The sequence below is a fragment of the Pseudoclavibacter sp. VKM Ac-2867 genome (assembly GCF_015351275.1).
In the GTDB taxonomy this organism is placed as follows: domain Bacteria; phylum Actinomycetota; class Actinomycetes; order Actinomycetales; family Microbacteriaceae; genus Pseudoclavibacter.
In genome coordinates, this window is sequence record NZ_JADKSL010000004.1 from 202,761 (window position 1) to 218,808 (window position 16,048).

At 61.6% G+C, this 16,048-nt stretch carries 10 protein-coding genes; 8 read left to right on the top strand and 2 right to left on the bottom strand.

Features of this window, described 5'->3' with window-relative positions; all coding sequences use genetic code 11:
* Window positions 1-2: 2 nt before the first annotated feature.
* Both dnaN and dnaA read right to left on the bottom strand, forming a co-directional pair.
* Entirely contained in the window at window positions 3-1,142 is a 1,140-nt protein-coding gene (gene dnaN / locus ITJ67_RS06430) for a DNA polymerase III subunit beta (RefSeq protein ID WP_104244032.1), read from the bottom strand.
* A gap of 479 nt (window positions 1,143-1,621) precedes the next feature.
* Complete coding sequence (gene dnaA, locus ITJ67_RS06435; RefSeq protein ID WP_236558332.1) at window positions 1,622-3,088, bottom strand: chromosomal replication initiator protein DnaA; 1,467 nt, start codon at window positions 3,086-3,088, stop codon at window positions 1,622-1,624.
* Between the two features lie 422 nt (window positions 3,089-3,510).
* Between dnaA and rpmH the strand changes: the two genes are divergently transcribed.
* The 8 genes from rpmH (at window position 3,511) to ITJ67_RS06475 (ending at window position 16,000) form a co-directional block, all read left to right on the top strand.
* Window positions 3,511-3,648, top strand: a complete 138-nt coding sequence (gene rpmH / locus ITJ67_RS06440) for a 50S ribosomal protein L34 (protein WP_068484134.1) — start codon at window positions 3,511-3,513, stop codon at window positions 3,646-3,648.
* Between the two features lie 4 nt (window positions 3,649-3,652).
* Window positions 3,653-4,045 carry a ribonuclease P protein component gene (rnpA, locus tag ITJ67_RS06445; protein WP_194677094.1) on the top strand — a complete coding sequence of 131 codons (393 nt, stop codon included), beginning with the start codon at window positions 3,653-3,655 and terminating at the stop codon, window positions 4,043-4,045.
* Complete coding sequence (gene yidD / locus ITJ67_RS06450) at window positions 4,045-4,344, top strand: membrane protein insertion efficiency factor YidD (protein ID WP_160071194.1); 300 nt, start codon at window positions 4,045-4,047, stop codon at window positions 4,342-4,344. The genes rnpA and yidD overlap by 1 nt, the downstream gene beginning before the upstream one ends.
* Before the next feature lie 31 nt (window positions 4,345-4,375).
* Window positions 4,376-5,386, top strand: coding sequence for a membrane protein insertase YidC (gene yidC, locus ITJ67_RS06455; protein WP_160071195.1), 1,011 nt, complete (start codon window positions 4,376-4,378; stop codon window positions 5,384-5,386).
* Between the two features lie 40 nt (window positions 5,387-5,426).
* Window positions 5,427-5,936, top strand: a complete 510-nt coding sequence (locus ITJ67_RS06460) for a protein jag (protein ID WP_160071196.1) — start codon at window positions 5,427-5,429, stop codon at window positions 5,934-5,936.
* 281 nt (window positions 5,937-6,217) lie between these two features.
* Window positions 6,218-6,856, top strand: coding sequence for a 16S rRNA (guanine(527)-N(7))-methyltransferase RsmG (rsmG, locus tag ITJ67_RS06465; protein ID WP_194677095.1), 639 nt, complete (start codon window positions 6,218-6,220; stop codon window positions 6,854-6,856).
* Window positions 6,857-13,652: 6,796 nt separating this feature from the next.
* Window positions 13,653-14,576: a ParA family protein gene (locus ITJ67_RS06470; RefSeq protein ID WP_194677096.1), complete on the top strand. Its 924-nt coding sequence runs from the start codon at window positions 13,653-13,655 to the stop codon at window positions 14,574-14,576.
* 446 nt (window positions 14,577-15,022) lie between these two features.
* Entirely contained in the window at window positions 15,023-16,000 is a 978-nt protein-coding gene (locus ITJ67_RS06475; RefSeq protein WP_160071579.1) for a ParB/RepB/Spo0J family partition protein, read from the top strand.
* The last annotated feature ends 48 nt before the right edge of the window (window positions 16,001-16,048 follow it).

Genomic DNA, 16,048 nt, shown 5'->3' on the forward strand with positions numbered 1-16,048 from the left:
GGTTACCGCATGAGCAGATTCGGCTGCAGCAGGTAGCGGTAGTTCGTCGACTCGCCTTCATCGCGCGAGGTCTGGCTCGTCAGCAGCACCGGTCCGGGCTTGTTCGGGTTCTCGGAGTTCGTGAACGCGATGCGCACGAACGGCGAGTGGATGGCCCCGACGCCGTCGAGCAGGAACTGCGGCTTGAGCGAGACGACCATGTCGTTGCCCTGGAGCACCGCGTCGAGGTTCTCGCTCGCCTGCGCCTGCTCGCTGCCGAGCGCTTCCAAGTGGAGTCCCTCGGTCGTGAAGGTGAAACGCAGAGCCGCCTCGCGCTCGAGGACGAGCTGCACTCGACGGACCGCGTCGACGATGTCGCTCACCGTGAGCACCGCGTAGTGCGGCGTCTCGGCGGGGAACAGACGCTCGACGGCGGGGAAGTTGCCCTTGATGAGCAGCGAGGTGACGGTCTTGTTGCCGGCCGAGAAGGCGATCAGCTCGCGGATGTCGTCCTTGACGAGGGTGATGGTGATCTCACCGGAGCTCCCGAGCGACTTGCCGACCTCTGCGAGTGTCTTCGCCGGCACCAGCGCCGTCTCGGTCTCCGTGAGCGAGCTCTGCCATTCGATCGTGCGAACCGCGACCCGGTAGCGGTCGGTTGCAACGAGGCTCATGGAGTCTGCCTGCAGGGAGAGGTTGACGCCGGTGATGACGGGGGCGACATCTTCACGGGAAGCGGCGACGGCGACCTGCGAGATGGCCTCCGAGAAGACGTCGCCGGCGATGGAGCCGCTGGCTCCCTCGACGACGGGAAGGCTCGGGAACTCCTCGATCGGCATCGTCGGGAGGTGGAACGAAGCGCTTCCACAGCGGATGACGACACCGGAGTCGTCACGGCTGAGCTCGACGGGGGCCTGCGGGAGCCTGTTCGCGATGTCTGCGAGGAGGCGACCCTGCACGAGAACCGCACCGGGTTCCTGCACATCAGCGTCGATGCTCGTGCGGCTCGAGACCTCGTAGTCGAACGATGAGAGCGTGACGCCTGCCTCGCCGACCTCGACGACAACACCGCTGAGGATGGGGAGGGTCGGGCGCTGAGGCAGAAGCTTGACGACAAACGACACCGCATCGCTGAAGACGTCACGGTTGACCACAAACTTCACTAGGCGTTCCTCTCGTTGGAATGCCCCAATGGTAGCCGCCTCGATTCGGTGTGTTGTGACCGATCGCACGTGCATCCTGTGATGCACGCAGCAGCACGCTCGAGGCGTCGCGCACGCGAAAATACCAGCTAGACGAGGTTCAGCCGACCACCGTCCATCGATGTCATCGACTCTCCCAATATCTATAGATTTCTTGTCATCATCGTATTAACAGCTGTGCACACTGTGGATAACTCCGAACTCGCCAGCAGCCCCACGGGAACTACAGGAATGTAAGTTGTGGTGGAGCGGTGGACGCCCTGTGCACGCTGACGAGCACCGGGGTGCACAACTTCGCGGACTCCACAGCGTCGAGGGCGTTTTCCACAGTCCGTGCTCGCGTGTCGATTCCACAGTCCACAAGTTATCCACAGGCGAAAACGACAAGAAAAACTCCACATCCGAGCACAGGGCGTCGTGATGTGGAGCAGATGGAGCACTCAGGAGCGGCCGTTGCCGTTCTGGCGGATGCGCGCGGTGAGCTCGGTGACCTGGTTGTAGACATCTCGTCGCTCGGTCATGAGCTTCGTGATCTTGCGGTGCGCGTACATGACCGTCGTGTGGTCCCGTCCGCCGAACAGCTGCCCGATCTTCGGGAGCGAGAGGTTCGTCATCTCCCTGCAGATGTACATGGCGATCTGCCTGCTCGTCGCGATCGCCTGAGAGCGGGACGAGCCATAAAGGTCATCGACCGTCAGCTGGAAGTACGCTGCAGTGCGGTTGATGATGTCGACCGGGGACACGATGCCCGTGTCCTGGTCGGAGACCAGATCCTTCAGAACGGTCGAGACGAGCGCCAGATCGACCTTCTCACCGTTGAGATTCGCGTACGCGGTGACCCGGATGAGGGTGCCCTCGAGCTCACGGATACTCGAAGACACCCGTGCAGCGATGAACTCGAGCGCATCGTCGGGAATCAGGAGGTTGTCGACCTGCGACTTCTTCCTCAGGATGGCGATACGCGTCTCGAGGTCAGGCGACTGCACGTCGGTGATGAGGCCCCACTCGAAGCGCGACCGCATCCGGTCCTCGAAGCCCGTCAGCTGCTTCGGTGGGAGGTCGCTGGTGATCACGACCTGCTTGTTGTGCTCGTGCAGGGTGTTGAACGTGTGGAAGAAGGCTTCCTGCGTCGAGTCCTTGCCCTGCAGGAACTGGATGTCGTCGATCAGGAGGATGTCGTTGTCGCGGTAGCGCGCCTGGAACGACTGGGTCCTGTTGTTGGCGATCGAGTTGATGAAGTCGTTCGTGAACTCTTCGCTCGAGACGTACCTGACCTGGATGCCAGGGTAGATCGACTCGGCATAGTTGCCGATGGCGTGGAGCATGTGGGTCTTGCCGAGCCCGGAGCCGCCGTAGACGAACAGGGGGTTGTACGAGCGAGCCGGTGCTTCCGCCACTGCGACCGCGGCGGCATGCGCGAATCGGTTCGACCCTCCGATGATGTAGTTGTCGAAGGTGTAGCGAGGGTTGAGGCGGGACTCCGGGTCGGGCTGCGTGCGCGCTCCCTGATCCGACGAGGAGTGGGCGCCGATCGCCTCCGACTCGACCACGGTGACGGAGCTCGTCGGCGCGGGAGCGGAGCGTGGCGGTGCCACCTCGATGTAGTCGTGCGAGTCAAGGGGCTCGCTCGCCGATGCCCGGGGCGCAGCATCCGGGTTGACGAGCACCGCGAAGGTCTTGATCTCGGACTCGTCGAGCTCTGCGATCGCTGCGAGCATCGGCACCCGCGCGCGCGTCTCGATCATCGTGCGAGTCATGTCGTTCGGGACCTCGAGGAGCAGGGCGCCGCTCATGACGCCCTTCGCCTCCACAAGGCCGAGGAACCCCAGGAGGGAAGCGGGGACGCGGTCATCTTCACGCAGTGTGGAGAGCAGCGTCTGCCACGTCTCCGAAACGGGGTCGGTCACCGAAGCACTCCCCCCATCCCTCTGTACTTCCCAGCTCCGCATCTCTGTGGGCCGGCGTTACTTCTTGGCTGCGGACTCGCAGCATGGTCAACGCACCGGCCGTGTGGCACTGGTGCGCAAGTCATTGTGATCTACCCGGTGAGATATCCACAACTTCTGTGGACAAACGGGCGTCTGCCTGTGCATAACTCGCAGAGGTAGGGGTCCAGCCTACGCTGGATCAGGACGTGCGCCAATCGCTTTCGCTGGATCCGGCATGTCGGAGCCGCGCGGCACGAGCTCGTGAGCATAATGCTGGGCTTCTGGCGGCAGTTGACTGCCAGGCGCAGGTCACGTAGGTTAAGGCAGTTGTGCCCTTCGGTAGGGCACTTGTGAAAATCCGTACGGCGTCCGCCGATCGGGTCGTATCTTCCGGAGTTCTCATGTCGAAGCGTACTTTCCAGCCAAACAACCGCCGTCGCGCGAAGACCCACGGCTTCCGCCTGCGTATGCGCACCCGTGCGGGTCGCGCCATCCTCTCGGCTCGTCGCCGCAAGGGACGCACCGAGCTTTCCGCGTAGCTTCTTGCTTCCCTACGCGAACCGCGTCACGAAGGGCGATGACTACCAAGCCATCGTTCGACGCGGCGTTCGCGTGGGTGCTCGGGGAATCACGGTCAGCGTGCGCGAGCGCGACACCAACGACACACCTACTCGCTTCGGCTTCATTGTCTCGAAGCGGGTAGGTGTGGCCGTTGTGCGCAATCGCATTCGTCGTCGCCTCAAGGCCGTCTCCAGGGAGCTTCTTCCTGAAGTGGGTCTGGGCTTCGACATCGTCTACCGCGTGCATCCCGAAGCGGCTGCGCTCGGATTCGAGGAGCTGCGGGAGCGTGCCAGGTTCGGATCCTTGCGAGGGGTGCGTCGTATCGCCGCCAATGGCGAAGCGAATGCACCGAGAACCGTGAGCTCGAGCACCTGATGGGCGGCTCACTCCGCGCGATCGCGCTGTTTCCTCGAAACGTCGTCATCGCCGTGCTCAACGGCTACCGGCTGCTGATCTCTCCGCTCTACGGAGATGTCTGCCGGTATCACCCCAGCTGCTCCGCGTACTCTTTAAGAGCCGTGCAGGTTCATGGCGTCCTCCGGGGCGGCTTCCTCACCGGGCGACGACTCGTTCGTTGCCACCCCTGGGCTGCCGGAGGCATTGACGATGTGCCAGAGCCTGAACACAGAACCACCACCACTACTGCCCACGGATTCGTAGTCCAGGGCAGCTAGCGGCATCTAAGAGAAAGACGTCACCACACTCATGGATATCCTCGGAACCATCCTGTGGCCGATCAAATGGGTCATCGAGCTCATCCTGGTCGGATTCCACTCGCTGTGGACGACGCTCGGTCTCGATGGCACAGATGGCTGGACCTGGATCCTCGCGATCCTCGGCCTGGTGCTCGTCGTCCGCTCCGCCATGATTCCCCTCATGGTGAAGCAGGTGAAGTCGCAGCGAGCCATGATGGATGTCGCTCCTGAGATCAAGAAGATCCAGGACAAGTACAAGGGCAAGCGCGACCAGTTCTCGATGGAGGCGATGCGCCGCGAGACCATGGCGGTCTACCAGCGCACCGGCTCGAACCCCATGGCAGGGTGCTGGCCGCTCCTCGTGCAGATGCCGATCTTCTTCGGTCTCTTCTCTGTGCTCAACGGCGCACAGCACAACACGGTGGGAGTGGGCCTCCTCAACCAGGAGCTCGCCACATCCTTCTCGCAGGCAGATATCTGGGGCGCGCCGCTGAGCGCGACGTTCCTCAACAACGACGGCAACGTCGGGGTGCAGATCCTCGCCGGCGTCATGGTCGTCGTGATGACGGTCTCGCAGTTCATCACCCAGAAGCAGATCACCTCGAAGAACGTGTCGCAGGCGACCAAGGAGTCGCCGATGTACCGCCAGCAGCAGATGCTGCTGTACATCCTGCCGCTCACGTTCCTCGTATCCGGTGTCATGTTCCCGCTCGGTGTCATGACGTACTGGCTCATCTCGAACTTCTGGACGATGGGGCAGCAGTACATCATCATCCGCAACATGCCGACGCCCGGCTCTGAAGCCGCGAAGGCTCGCGAGGACCGACTCAAGGCTCGAGGCAAGTGGGTCGAGCCTGAGCGCAAGGACTCCAAGGGCAACGTCATCATCGAGGCACCCGTGCAGCAGCCGGTGCAGCGATCGCAGCCTGTGTCGAAGAACAGGGCCAAGAAGAAGGCCTCTGGAGGCAAGCCAAGCGGTGGCACCTCTTCGGGCAAGAGCAGCCCACCTGCCAAGAAATAGCTCCCCAACTCTCGTTGCCACACTGTTTTAAGGAATCCGCATGACTGAAGCAACTCCTGAGACCATCCCCGCAGAGGTCAGCACACCGGACACTCGTGACGACGGTGACATCGCGGCGGACTACCTCGAGGAGCTGCTCGACATCAGTGACGTCGACGGTGACCTCGATATCGAGGTTCGCGAGTCTCGCACGTATATCTCGGTGAACTCAGACGGCGAATCGAACCTCTCGAAGCTTGCAGACGGCGAGACGGTTGACGCCCTCCAGCACTTGACCCGTCTGGCTGTCCAGGCTGAGACCGGCGAGTTCTCAAGACTCATTCTGGACATCGGAGGCTCGCGGGATGCACGCCGCATCGAGCTCGTCGGCCTGGTCGACCGCGCCGTGACCCGCATCGAGGAAGGTGCCTCCTCCGCGGCCCTTCCCCCTATGTCGTCCTACGAGCGCAAGATCGTGCACGACATCGTCTCGGAGCGTGGCTACGTGTCCGAGTCGGAGGGCGAAGCGCGCGAACGTCACACCGTCATTCGCCCAGTCGCATCTGCCTGACCGAAGAGTTATCCACAGGAGTTTCCACAGGCGAAATCCTGGTTCGCGGCGTCTTTCAGGTCTAGAACCACTAAATGCCTGGTCAGAAGCCTATTCCTGACGATTTGGCTGTCAGGTGACGCCAGCCAAGGGTTTTCCACAAAGTTATCCACAGCTTTGTTGCGCACGAACGACTCTCTCGCGAGTGTGGTCTCCGTCATGCATGTCAGACTGGTGCGAGCTGATTGCGGGAGGCTCTCGCAGTCTGGTGCCGACATTCACGTTCGAGAGGGAACTCCTGCATGACTCAGCAGCCAACCGAAGTCGAGGTCGAGCCGGCGATCGCCGCGGAGCTCTTTGCTGATCGTATCGACCTCGCGCGGGCATTCACGGCCGACCTCGCTCAGTACGGGGAACAGCTCGGTCTGGTGGGGCCCCTCGAGTACCCGCGACTATGGACGCGCCATATCGTGAACTCCGTGCTCATGTCGCCGCTGCTCCGTCCGGGACTTGTCGGGGATATTGGCTCTGGTGCAGGCTTGCCGGGAATCGTGCTCGCCATCGCACGCCCTGATGTCAACTTCGTACTGATCGAGCCCATGGAGCGTCGCACCGATTGGCTGCAACGCGAGGTGGACGGGCTTGCCCTCGAAAACGTGCAGGTTCGTCGTGCTCGTGCCGAGGAGGTTCATGACGAGTTCACGTTCGACCAGCTGACAGCCCGCGCCGTTTCGGCATTGAGCAAGCTCATTCCGATTACCGTTCCACTTGTCCGCTCAGGCGGGGAGCTGGTCTTCCTCAAAGGACGCTCCGCAGAGGCGGAGATCGAAAAGGCCAGCAAGGTGATCCGCAAGTTCGGTCTCACTGACGTTCGTGTCGAGGAGCTCGGGGACGAGCTGGAGACCGAGACGACGCGAGTCATTCGCGCGACCGTCGACTGACAGCTTGGGATTGCCACCCAGGGTGATCTCGACTACAAACTTTCTTGCATCAATCTAAGTAGATGCAAGAATTCCAGCTGCTCGTAGGACGAATGAGGGCGGGCACTGAAGAAGTTTCACGTGAAACCCCTCCTGATTGACAATCCGGCGCACGAATTTGCTCTCTTGGGTCACTTGCAGTCGACTATGCGAGGATCAGCGCTCCTGACATCTGGATCTGGCTTCTAGCTGGCAAGATCGGCATGGTTTCTTACTCCCGTGTGACCCGAGTTTTGGTTGCGGATCACATGACTGCAGCCACGATCAATTCGAGGAGTTTTCGGCGTTCCCCGCACTGAGTGTAGGTCTTCGGGCCCCGTGGCTGTCACCCACCTATCTATGTGGTCTGCGACCCGCTTACACACGGCTCTTCGATAGCGAGAGTTTCACGTGAAACGCTGGGGAGTGCTCGTACCCGGTTGTCCTCTAGGGCGCTGCTCCGCGAAACTGTCATTCGTTGCGTGTCCAGGCGCCGTGCCTGACTTGAGCACTGTGTCGGCCGGCGTGACACGGGCATCGAGACGGGTGGTGTCGGCGCGTTGCACAAGTGCTTGCCACGAGTGCCTTGGAGACACCGACAAGCCCGGAGATTCGACTGGCAGCAGTGCCGACCGTCGTGTCCTGGTTTCGTGTCGTGCCTGTCGCTGTGCCGGGTTGCCCTTTGGGTAGATGGGTGGGCGGGTGAGTATTTGTGGCTTCCCTGGCCCACTCCGAGACAGTCCTGTGCGAGTGGAGGAAGTCTGAGGACACCGTGACCGCCCTGACGCGGTTCACCGACGTCGCGAAGCTCGCACGGCCGTCGCCGTGCTCGTACGTGGAGGGCTGAGTGAAAAGCTTGCGGCCGGCTGCGGCCGTCTGCTGGCGACTGACTGTTGACGGTGGGCAACGCACTGGCGGTTGGGGTTGCGGGTTCAGCAGGCCAGGGCAGGCAGGCAGAAGCACGGGAACGGACCTGGGAGCTTCGCTAGGGATAGAGAGACGCTTAGAGAGTCGAAGTCCGAGGGAGCGTCAACGAATGAGACATGGTGCGGGGGCAAGCGTCATTGTCATCGTCCGTCCACAAGTCAGGTGGAACGCGCATTGGGCGCTGGATGCTGATCTGGTGTGGAAGTAGCTTGATGCTGTCCCGGCCACTGTCATGGCTCCTCGAGTTCGTGAGCGGGGCTAGCTGCCGGGTGCGGACGCAGCCGCCCTCAATCCTCTGGCTGCCTTCGTAGGGGCCCAGACTCGGGCTTGAGGGATCGTACTCGCCCAGGGCAGCCAACTTGCTCGATTGGACTGATCTTGAGCTCACATAGGCTGCTCAATTCTCGTTTCCGTCGAGTCCAGTCCAGGGCCTGACCTCACTGTGTTCAGGTGTTCGCCTCATCACTCAACCAGTCTCCAGGTCTTGCTTCCGGGTTGTTCCACGTGGAACATGCTTGAGAGTCAAGACCCGAGCTTGCAAGTCGCAGGATCCTCTTAGCTACGCTCAACGCACAGCTTCTAGCTTCCCTGATCAGACGTTCACCCCTTCGTCGACAATCATGTTCACCTCAAGGCCCACTGTGTTGGTTTCACATGAAACGGCGGCGGTCCGACCATCATGCCCCGAGCCAAGACTCGCACCCCAAGGTCTCCCGATCGGGGGCATCAGCTCGCGCGCTGAAGTAAGGAAGGCAGTGGGTAGGAGGCAAGTACGAGAGGGGTGCTTTGTACGCGGCCCGTTGGAATGGATTCTCGGGCTGAGCAAGGACTGACACTCATGCCGATTGCATACGTCCTTGTCGGGTGGAGTCGCGCTGCACCTAGTGGCCTCTGCAGTCCCGCAGGCCACAGTCACACCATGGGCTGGGAGAGGGTGAGTGAGGCGGCTGGAGCATCTTGAAAGTATGCGAACTGCGATCGATTGTCCGAGTCGTATGGAGCCGGAGCCGTAGCGCTGACGGTGCCAAGATGGGGTGCGCCTCTGTGCCTCTGTGCCTCTGTGTTTCTGCGGCTCTGTGCCTTTACACCTCAGCAGGGAGGAGCTCAGATCATTGCCCATTGCAAATTTCGATTTCTGTCGTGCGCTGGAAACGAGGCGCAGCAGATCTGGTCGAAGCTCTCATTAGCGGCGAGCGGCGAGCGGCGAGCTGGGAGCTGGGAGCTGGTCAGCTGTCTATGGGGCCGGAGGAGAATAGTCAGCTCGCCGTAGAACCACGCCTTCCGTCTCGCTCCACTCAGTCAGGCTTTACACGATACGAATCGTGAGCCTGATGGGTACGCGAGATTACGCCTGTCATCGAGCGAAGCGCGGCAGCAGAGTCCGACAAGGGCAGCGACTGCAGATTACAACTGTGGCGCGAAGCGGGTCATGGACCCGGTCCTCAAGCACGGGACAGTCTCTGGGCGGTGTGTTCCACGTGAAACGGACGATCATGGGTGCCTGGCGGTACCGCCGCGAGCAGCCGGTGTCGTGCAGAATTCGATCGACTGAGTCTGCCATCCGCCGCCGCTGAAGCTCGAGATGTGGCGTGGCGTTCTCTGATTCTGTGCATTGGAGTGTCTCGCCTGGTTCAAGCAGAGGTCCGCAAGTTTCTAGAGGCGTCGACCGGCCACGGACCACCGGCCTGGGTGCGACGACGCAGCAGCCGCAACCGGCAATGTAGTCCCTCCGAGACTCTTGTCTCGCGACGAGCTGAAAGGGGTCTCTTCTCTGCGGCAGCTCGAGTTAGGTCGAGAACGGAAGTGCGTCGAGAGAACTCCGGTCTGCCACGCATGAGGGAGCGGGAGTGGGATCTGGATCGCGACTCGTCTTGTGGCGGTGGGGTCGAAGGGACGTCTCGCCCCAAACCCAGACTCCGAGATGCTGATATCGGTTTCGTTTCACGTGAAACAGAACTTGGCTGTTGACAGCTCTGATCATGTTTGAGGGTGATCATCGACGTATTCGGAGCCCCTTCAGATGGATCTCATGACCACGGAGACTCTCGAGAATGGGCCTTGCCGGGGTCCCGGGAAAGCGGATGCGTGACTCCACAGCCGGTCCGTTTCGCAACCGTGAGCCGCAGTACGAGCGATATTGGCGAGAGTGTCCTTCGCGAGTTCAACCTCTGGTACTCAAGTGGTGAAGGGATGTATTTCCGCCGACCCATGATTTCCTGACGTACCGAACCGCAAGAGAGAGGGCCGCGTCCTTGCCTGCGGGTTTTTGATAATGATCGAGTCAGCTCAGCTGCAAAGGTCTCGAGCCGCTAGTCGCACCTGACCGCGGTCTTGCAGTGAGCTACGTTTCACGTGAAACGTCTCGTGAAACATCTTGGGAAGGCACCGATTAGAGATGTCGGGTGAAGAAGCATTGACGCTTGCTGAGATTCGTTCTGAATCATTCTGGCTCGACTCGCCAATGGCTGGCCGGCCGGTGTTCGTCGACTACTGCACCGAGGGTGGACAACCCTCTTGAGCGCCAAGGATGCGCCTCGTTTCACGTGAAACGTGATCCGATTGCTCAGTCAGCTGGACACCTAGGTAGTCGGGTCATTCAATAGCAACTGCGCCTCTCGATCATGACACCCCTGGGTCTTCCGCGATCGGATTCGATTTAGAAGGAGGTGGCTGGGGAGGTACGTGAGTGGGCCCAGGGGCCGAGAATCACCGACAGTGCTCTATTCGACCGGTGGGGTGGAGCTTGGCTTCTAGTCACGGATAGCTGCGAACTAGAGGCGTAGAACATCTGGACTCGACTCGGTTCTCCGGTGGGTTGGGGTACTTAGGGTTGTGCCGCAACGCGGACTCAGCAGGAGAGAACCAGGCGTTGAAAGCGCTGGCGACGGCGGCCCGAGTCGCATGACGCCCGTGGTCGCAGTCGTCGCTCGTGGCCGCAGTCGTCGCTCGTGGCCGCAGCAGTGGTCGTAGCCGTGGTTGCGAGGGCGAATGCGATCCGATCTGTTCACCAAACCCACCATGGTTATCGAGGTACGCAGCGAGAGGTGAGGGTGCGCTCGGTATCCATTGCATTTTGGCGTCTGATCTTTGGCCTTCTTTGCCTCGGAATGGACTCTGGGGTTCCAATTTCTGGGTCATTGAACAACCGATACCTGGCGTCAGTTTTTCGATCCCAACGACCCAAGGACCGAGACCTTCTTCAGGGAAGGCGCGTGCCTGCTGGGTCGCTCTACGAGCTGTGAGGCCTCGTGACCACTGGGAGTAGGAGCAGGACGTACCGACGCACCGAGTAATCGAACGAGAGAGTCCCGTCGGCAGTCTGTCCAGTAGCCACGGTGGGTGCCGCTGTTAGTGGCCCTGTAGCCCTGTAGCCCTGTAGTCCTGTAGGTCTGTAGGTCTGTACGCCAGCAGAACCGGGCCCCGAGGGCTTGGGTGCAGGCTGCGCGTCCAACGGGGCTGATGAGAACCCGCTTCTGTGCTCATGTTTCACGTGGAACGAAGTTCGAGTAGATCTCGCTGAGAAAGACGCAGCCACATGAGGCAGTAGCCTCGGATCGGTATCCCTGAAAACGCACATGCAGCACAGGGCCAGGGGCGACGTGAAGGAGCAAACTGGGTGATGCTGAGCCCCTCACCGGCCACGAACTAGCCGACCGAACTCCGCGGCTCGGTGGCTCACAGGGGCATCACACCACACCGCACAGGTCTGATCCTTACGCACTGCAGTCATCGTGACTTTGACTGTCCGGCTCCATGGCCCGCAGCGATGGGTGGCTGTGGTGCGAAGCTAGGTAGCTAGGTTAGTCCTCCAGGTGCGTACGGATGTGCTCTCTCTCTCTCTCTCTCTCTCTGGTCGGTTTGCGATCTTGTTCGTCGCTTCCCGCCCGCGCGGGCTGAACGACATCGTCTACTGAGGTGAGGGCGCGGGCCTTGAACGGAACAGGGCAGATCGGTCTGCAATCCTGGCCCACGCCGAAATATTGGCGGACACCGAGGCTGAGAATGGATACGACGGGCGCAGCCGCGCTTCGGTTGAAGTGCACTAGCGTTCGATGCGTCGGGATACCTACCCGTCCTTCCGACTTTCTCGCCCGCGGACCACGCACGGCATCTCTCGAAGACGGGCTAACGACTCGGTGTGTTCCACGTGAAACGGATCGATTAGACGACGCTGCCCTTCTTTTCGGATCTCGAGTACGCCTATGGTCAACGCCAAAGGGCTGCGATAGCCGGCGAACCTGCAACACAGGACAGGAGTCACGTGCGTAGGCGGCCGGTGTGATTATGTACCGCGTCTCCGCGCTCCAGCGTTGCGCGTCCTTGTTGTGTGGTGTGGGACCAGGCGATTCGGCCTTCTTTCTACGCTCCACTGTCTTGTCGCAGCTTGAGACGAAATCTCGCGCTGAACTGTTTCGCTGTCGGACTTCTGCAGAGGGACCGGGCGCTCTAGGGCTGTCCTGAACACGCGGGAGCCTCCCTGGAACGGTGGCTGGACGAACAGGTGGCTCGTCGGGCTTAGTCAGTCCTACCGCTTAGTCAGCCCTACCGGGCCTGACAACAGAGCGATGCTCCCTGTCGGGCATCGTGGAGCGACGATGACGACCATTGGCCGGTCCGCTGAGCCGGGATTGTGCGTCGCGCACAGACAAGACTCGGTGCTCACACCCTGCTTGGAGAAGCACCTCAGAGGTTGCGGTGTCATTGTCTTGAGCTAGTTCGTATGCAGGACAATCTCCGGTGTTCAGTCGGCCGCATTCTCAATGCGGTCGAGGTCGAGGGCGAGGCCGGGCTCGCTCGACGTCCTTGCAAAGAAGCGCGCAGTGGGTGGTCATTCGGGACGTTCCACGTGAAACGCATTCGTCGAGAGGTGGTGAGGTGCGAGCGAAATCGTAGCGCCCCGCGCCCCGCGCGCCGCGTTGGCCCGTCAGCCACCGCGTTACCCGGGCCCGTCTCCTGATTTGAGCTCACCACAGAGCATGAGTCCGCGGTTCCGTTAGCCAGACGGAACTTGTCTCACTGCCTAGCGACTCACTGCACCGGTTGATCCCGGGGCTGCGGAACCGGGACAGTACCGCCACTCACGATGACAACAAAGCAGCCGGGCTCTTGAATGTCGTCGGTGTTCGCTGGCCACGTAGATCCCCAAGATCCAAGCCCGCAGGTCTGGTCAGCACCGGGGCCACCAGATCTGAGAGTTTCAGTTTTGCCCCGCCAGAAGGACGCGGTGACGGTCCTACGGACCATTGTCACTGGCTCCGTCCTGATGTTCAGAGTGCTTGCTGTTGGCGGTAGACGGTGCCCTCGACGCGGGATGGGGCTGCCGTGTTCGGAGCGGTAGCTACCCAGCGTGATGCACTCCAGTTGCCGGGTTCTGAACATCGCAGTCATTTCAAGCAGATGCGGCTCCGCGAGCTGCGGGCTCCTTCGGACAGACGGGAAACTACTCCCGGACCCTCGTCTCTTCGTGCAGCTGTCCGATGACCAGCGTTTCACGTGGAACAGTTCGTGTATTCGTCCACCCTTGAGCCCGCGCGTGCATACGCGCGGTGCGAGTGTCTGTGCGCTGCCCGACCTTGCTCGCTCTTAAAGGTCTTCGTGGTCTTAGAGTGGCAGGGCTCGGGCCTGGTGCGTTGCATTGCATCCGTCGATGCCTCTGCCGGAACGAGTGAGTAGCTTCTGCTGTGCCGCGCGACACCTCAACCTTCTAGCTGAAGTTGATTATGCGAAGCCGATGTTCCACGTGAAACCTACCGCCGCTGCACTGTGCACTGATTCCACAAGCCTGAGCGTCACCGCGTTTTCGCGTGCGATCTGGGGCACAATTGAGACGTCTACTTGAGGGAGAGCATTCTTGAAAGCTTCATCTGCCGGCGATGCCGCTTCGCCACCAGCGTCGCAGCTCGACGACTCACCGCTCGCGACGGCCCTCTCTGAACTGAACCAACGGAGAAAGAACCTGGTCAAGAGAGAGGTTCCCCTCCCCGACCACACGCGCATCTTCACGATCTCCAACCAGAAGGGTGGAGTCGGGAAGACTACAACGGCGGTCAACCTCGCGGCGGCCCTGGCGACGCTCGGTGCTCGGGTCCTGGTCATCGACCTCGACCCCCAGGGCAACGCATCCACTGCGCTCGGCATCGAACACCGGGGTGAGACCGCGGGAACCTACGAGGCACTCCTCGATGGAGAACCACTGAGCGAACTCATGCAGCAGTGCCCCGATATCGACACCCTCTGGTGCGTGCCGGCAACACTTGACCTGGCGGGCGCTGAAATCGAGCTCGTCAACCTCGACAAGCGCGACTACCGCTTGCGTCAGGCAATCGCGGGACTCCTGGACGAGACCACGGGCACCGAGCAGGAGTTCCACTACGTCTTCATCGACTGCCCTCCCTCGCTCGGCCTGCTGACGATCAACGCATTTGTCGCTGCGCGTGAGGTGCTCATTCCCATCCAATGCGAGTACTACGCACTTGAGGGACTCGGACAGCTGATCTCGAACCTCAACCTCCTGTCACAGGATCTCAACCCGCAGCTTCGACTCACGACGATCCTGCTGACGATGTACGACGGGCGCACCAACCTGTCGCAAGAGGTCGCCGCCGACGTGCGAGAGCACTTTCCGCAGGAGACGCTGAAGGTCGCCATTCCCCGCACCGTCCGTATCTCGGAAGCCCCGAGCTTCGGCAAGACCATCATTTCCCACGAACCAACCTCGACCGGCGCGATCGCGTATCTCGAAGCGGCCGTCGAAATCGCCCAGCGAGGAGCATAAAGAACATGGCTACAAAAAAACGGACCGGACTCGGTCGGGGCATCGGGGCACTCATCCCCACGTCAGATCGAGGCGCATCTCGCCCTTCCGACGTGTTCTTCGACAGTGACACGCCCGCCTATCCGACGACTGCATCGACGCGTACCAATGCAGGAAATAAGACGGCAACGTCCGCTCGTGACGCCGACGCCGTCACCGAAGAGGCAGCCAAAGACGGCGCCAGGACTTCAGAGGTGGGTGCAGAGAAGAAGGCCCCCGCTACTCGCGCAAGTCGCGCGAAAACCACGACAACAAAGGCACCGGCCGCTAAAGCGGCAGCAACAAGGACACCCGCGGCGAAGGCGCCAGCCGGAACCAAGGCCCGCGCCACGGCTGTGAAGACACCCCCGAGCACCGCCGCCGCTCCGAGCCCTGCGACTGGATCGAAGAACATCGATTCAATCAGCATGGTCGACGACACCCAAGACCTGACGAGCACCACCGCTCCGGCCTCAGAGTCCTCGTCCGAAGCGCTCGACCCAGCCCCTGCGCCGGGCAACGAAAGCAACGGCGACAACGGCGGCGATGGCGACGGCCTCATCGAGATCCCTGGTGCGACCCTGCGCGCCCTGGACCCGAGCCGGATCGTTCCGAACGCGCACCAGCCCCGAACCGAGTTCGACGAAGCCGCGCTCCAAGAGCTCATCATCTCCGTGCGCGAGTTCGGGGTGCTCCAGCCGATCGTCGTTCGCCCGATCCCAGCCGACCATCCGCTTCGTGACGAAGCCGACTTCGAGCTCATCATGGGTGAGCGTCGCCTCCGGGCAACGAAGGCAGCCGGTCTCTCGAGCATCCCCGCAGTCATCCGAAATACCGAAGACGACGTCATGCTGCGTGACGCGCTCCTCGAGAACCTGCACCGCAGTCAGCTCAACCCGCTCGAGGAGGCATCCGCTTACCAGCAGCTGCTCAACGACTTCGGGATCACGCAGGAGGTGCTCGCCGAGCGAATCGGTCGATCACGCCCGCAGATCAGCAACACGCTGCGCCTCCTTCGCCTTCCACTGGAGGTTCAGCGTCGTGTCGCAGCCGGTGTGCTCTCAGCCGGTCACGCGCGTGCGATCCTCAGCGCGGGCGAACCGGCAGCCATGCAGCAGCTTGCCGACAAGATCGTCAACGAGGATCTGAGCGTTCGCTCGGCCGAGGCTGCCGCTGCGAAGTCGAGCAGCGCCAAGGCAGACACTCAGGCACCCATCCACAAGGAGCCCCGCAGCGGCCTCACCGGGTATCTCGACGAGATCGGCGAGCAGCTCGGCGACCGCCTCAACACCCGCGTCAAGGTCACCCTGCGGCGCACCAAGGGCCAGATCGTCGTCGATTTCGCGTCCATCGCGGACCTGAATCGGATCCTCGAGGAGCTCGGCGAGTCCGCACCCGGCAAGTAGCTCAACGCGAGTCGGCGCCGCACCCTGCGGCGCTGACACCGTGCCGAC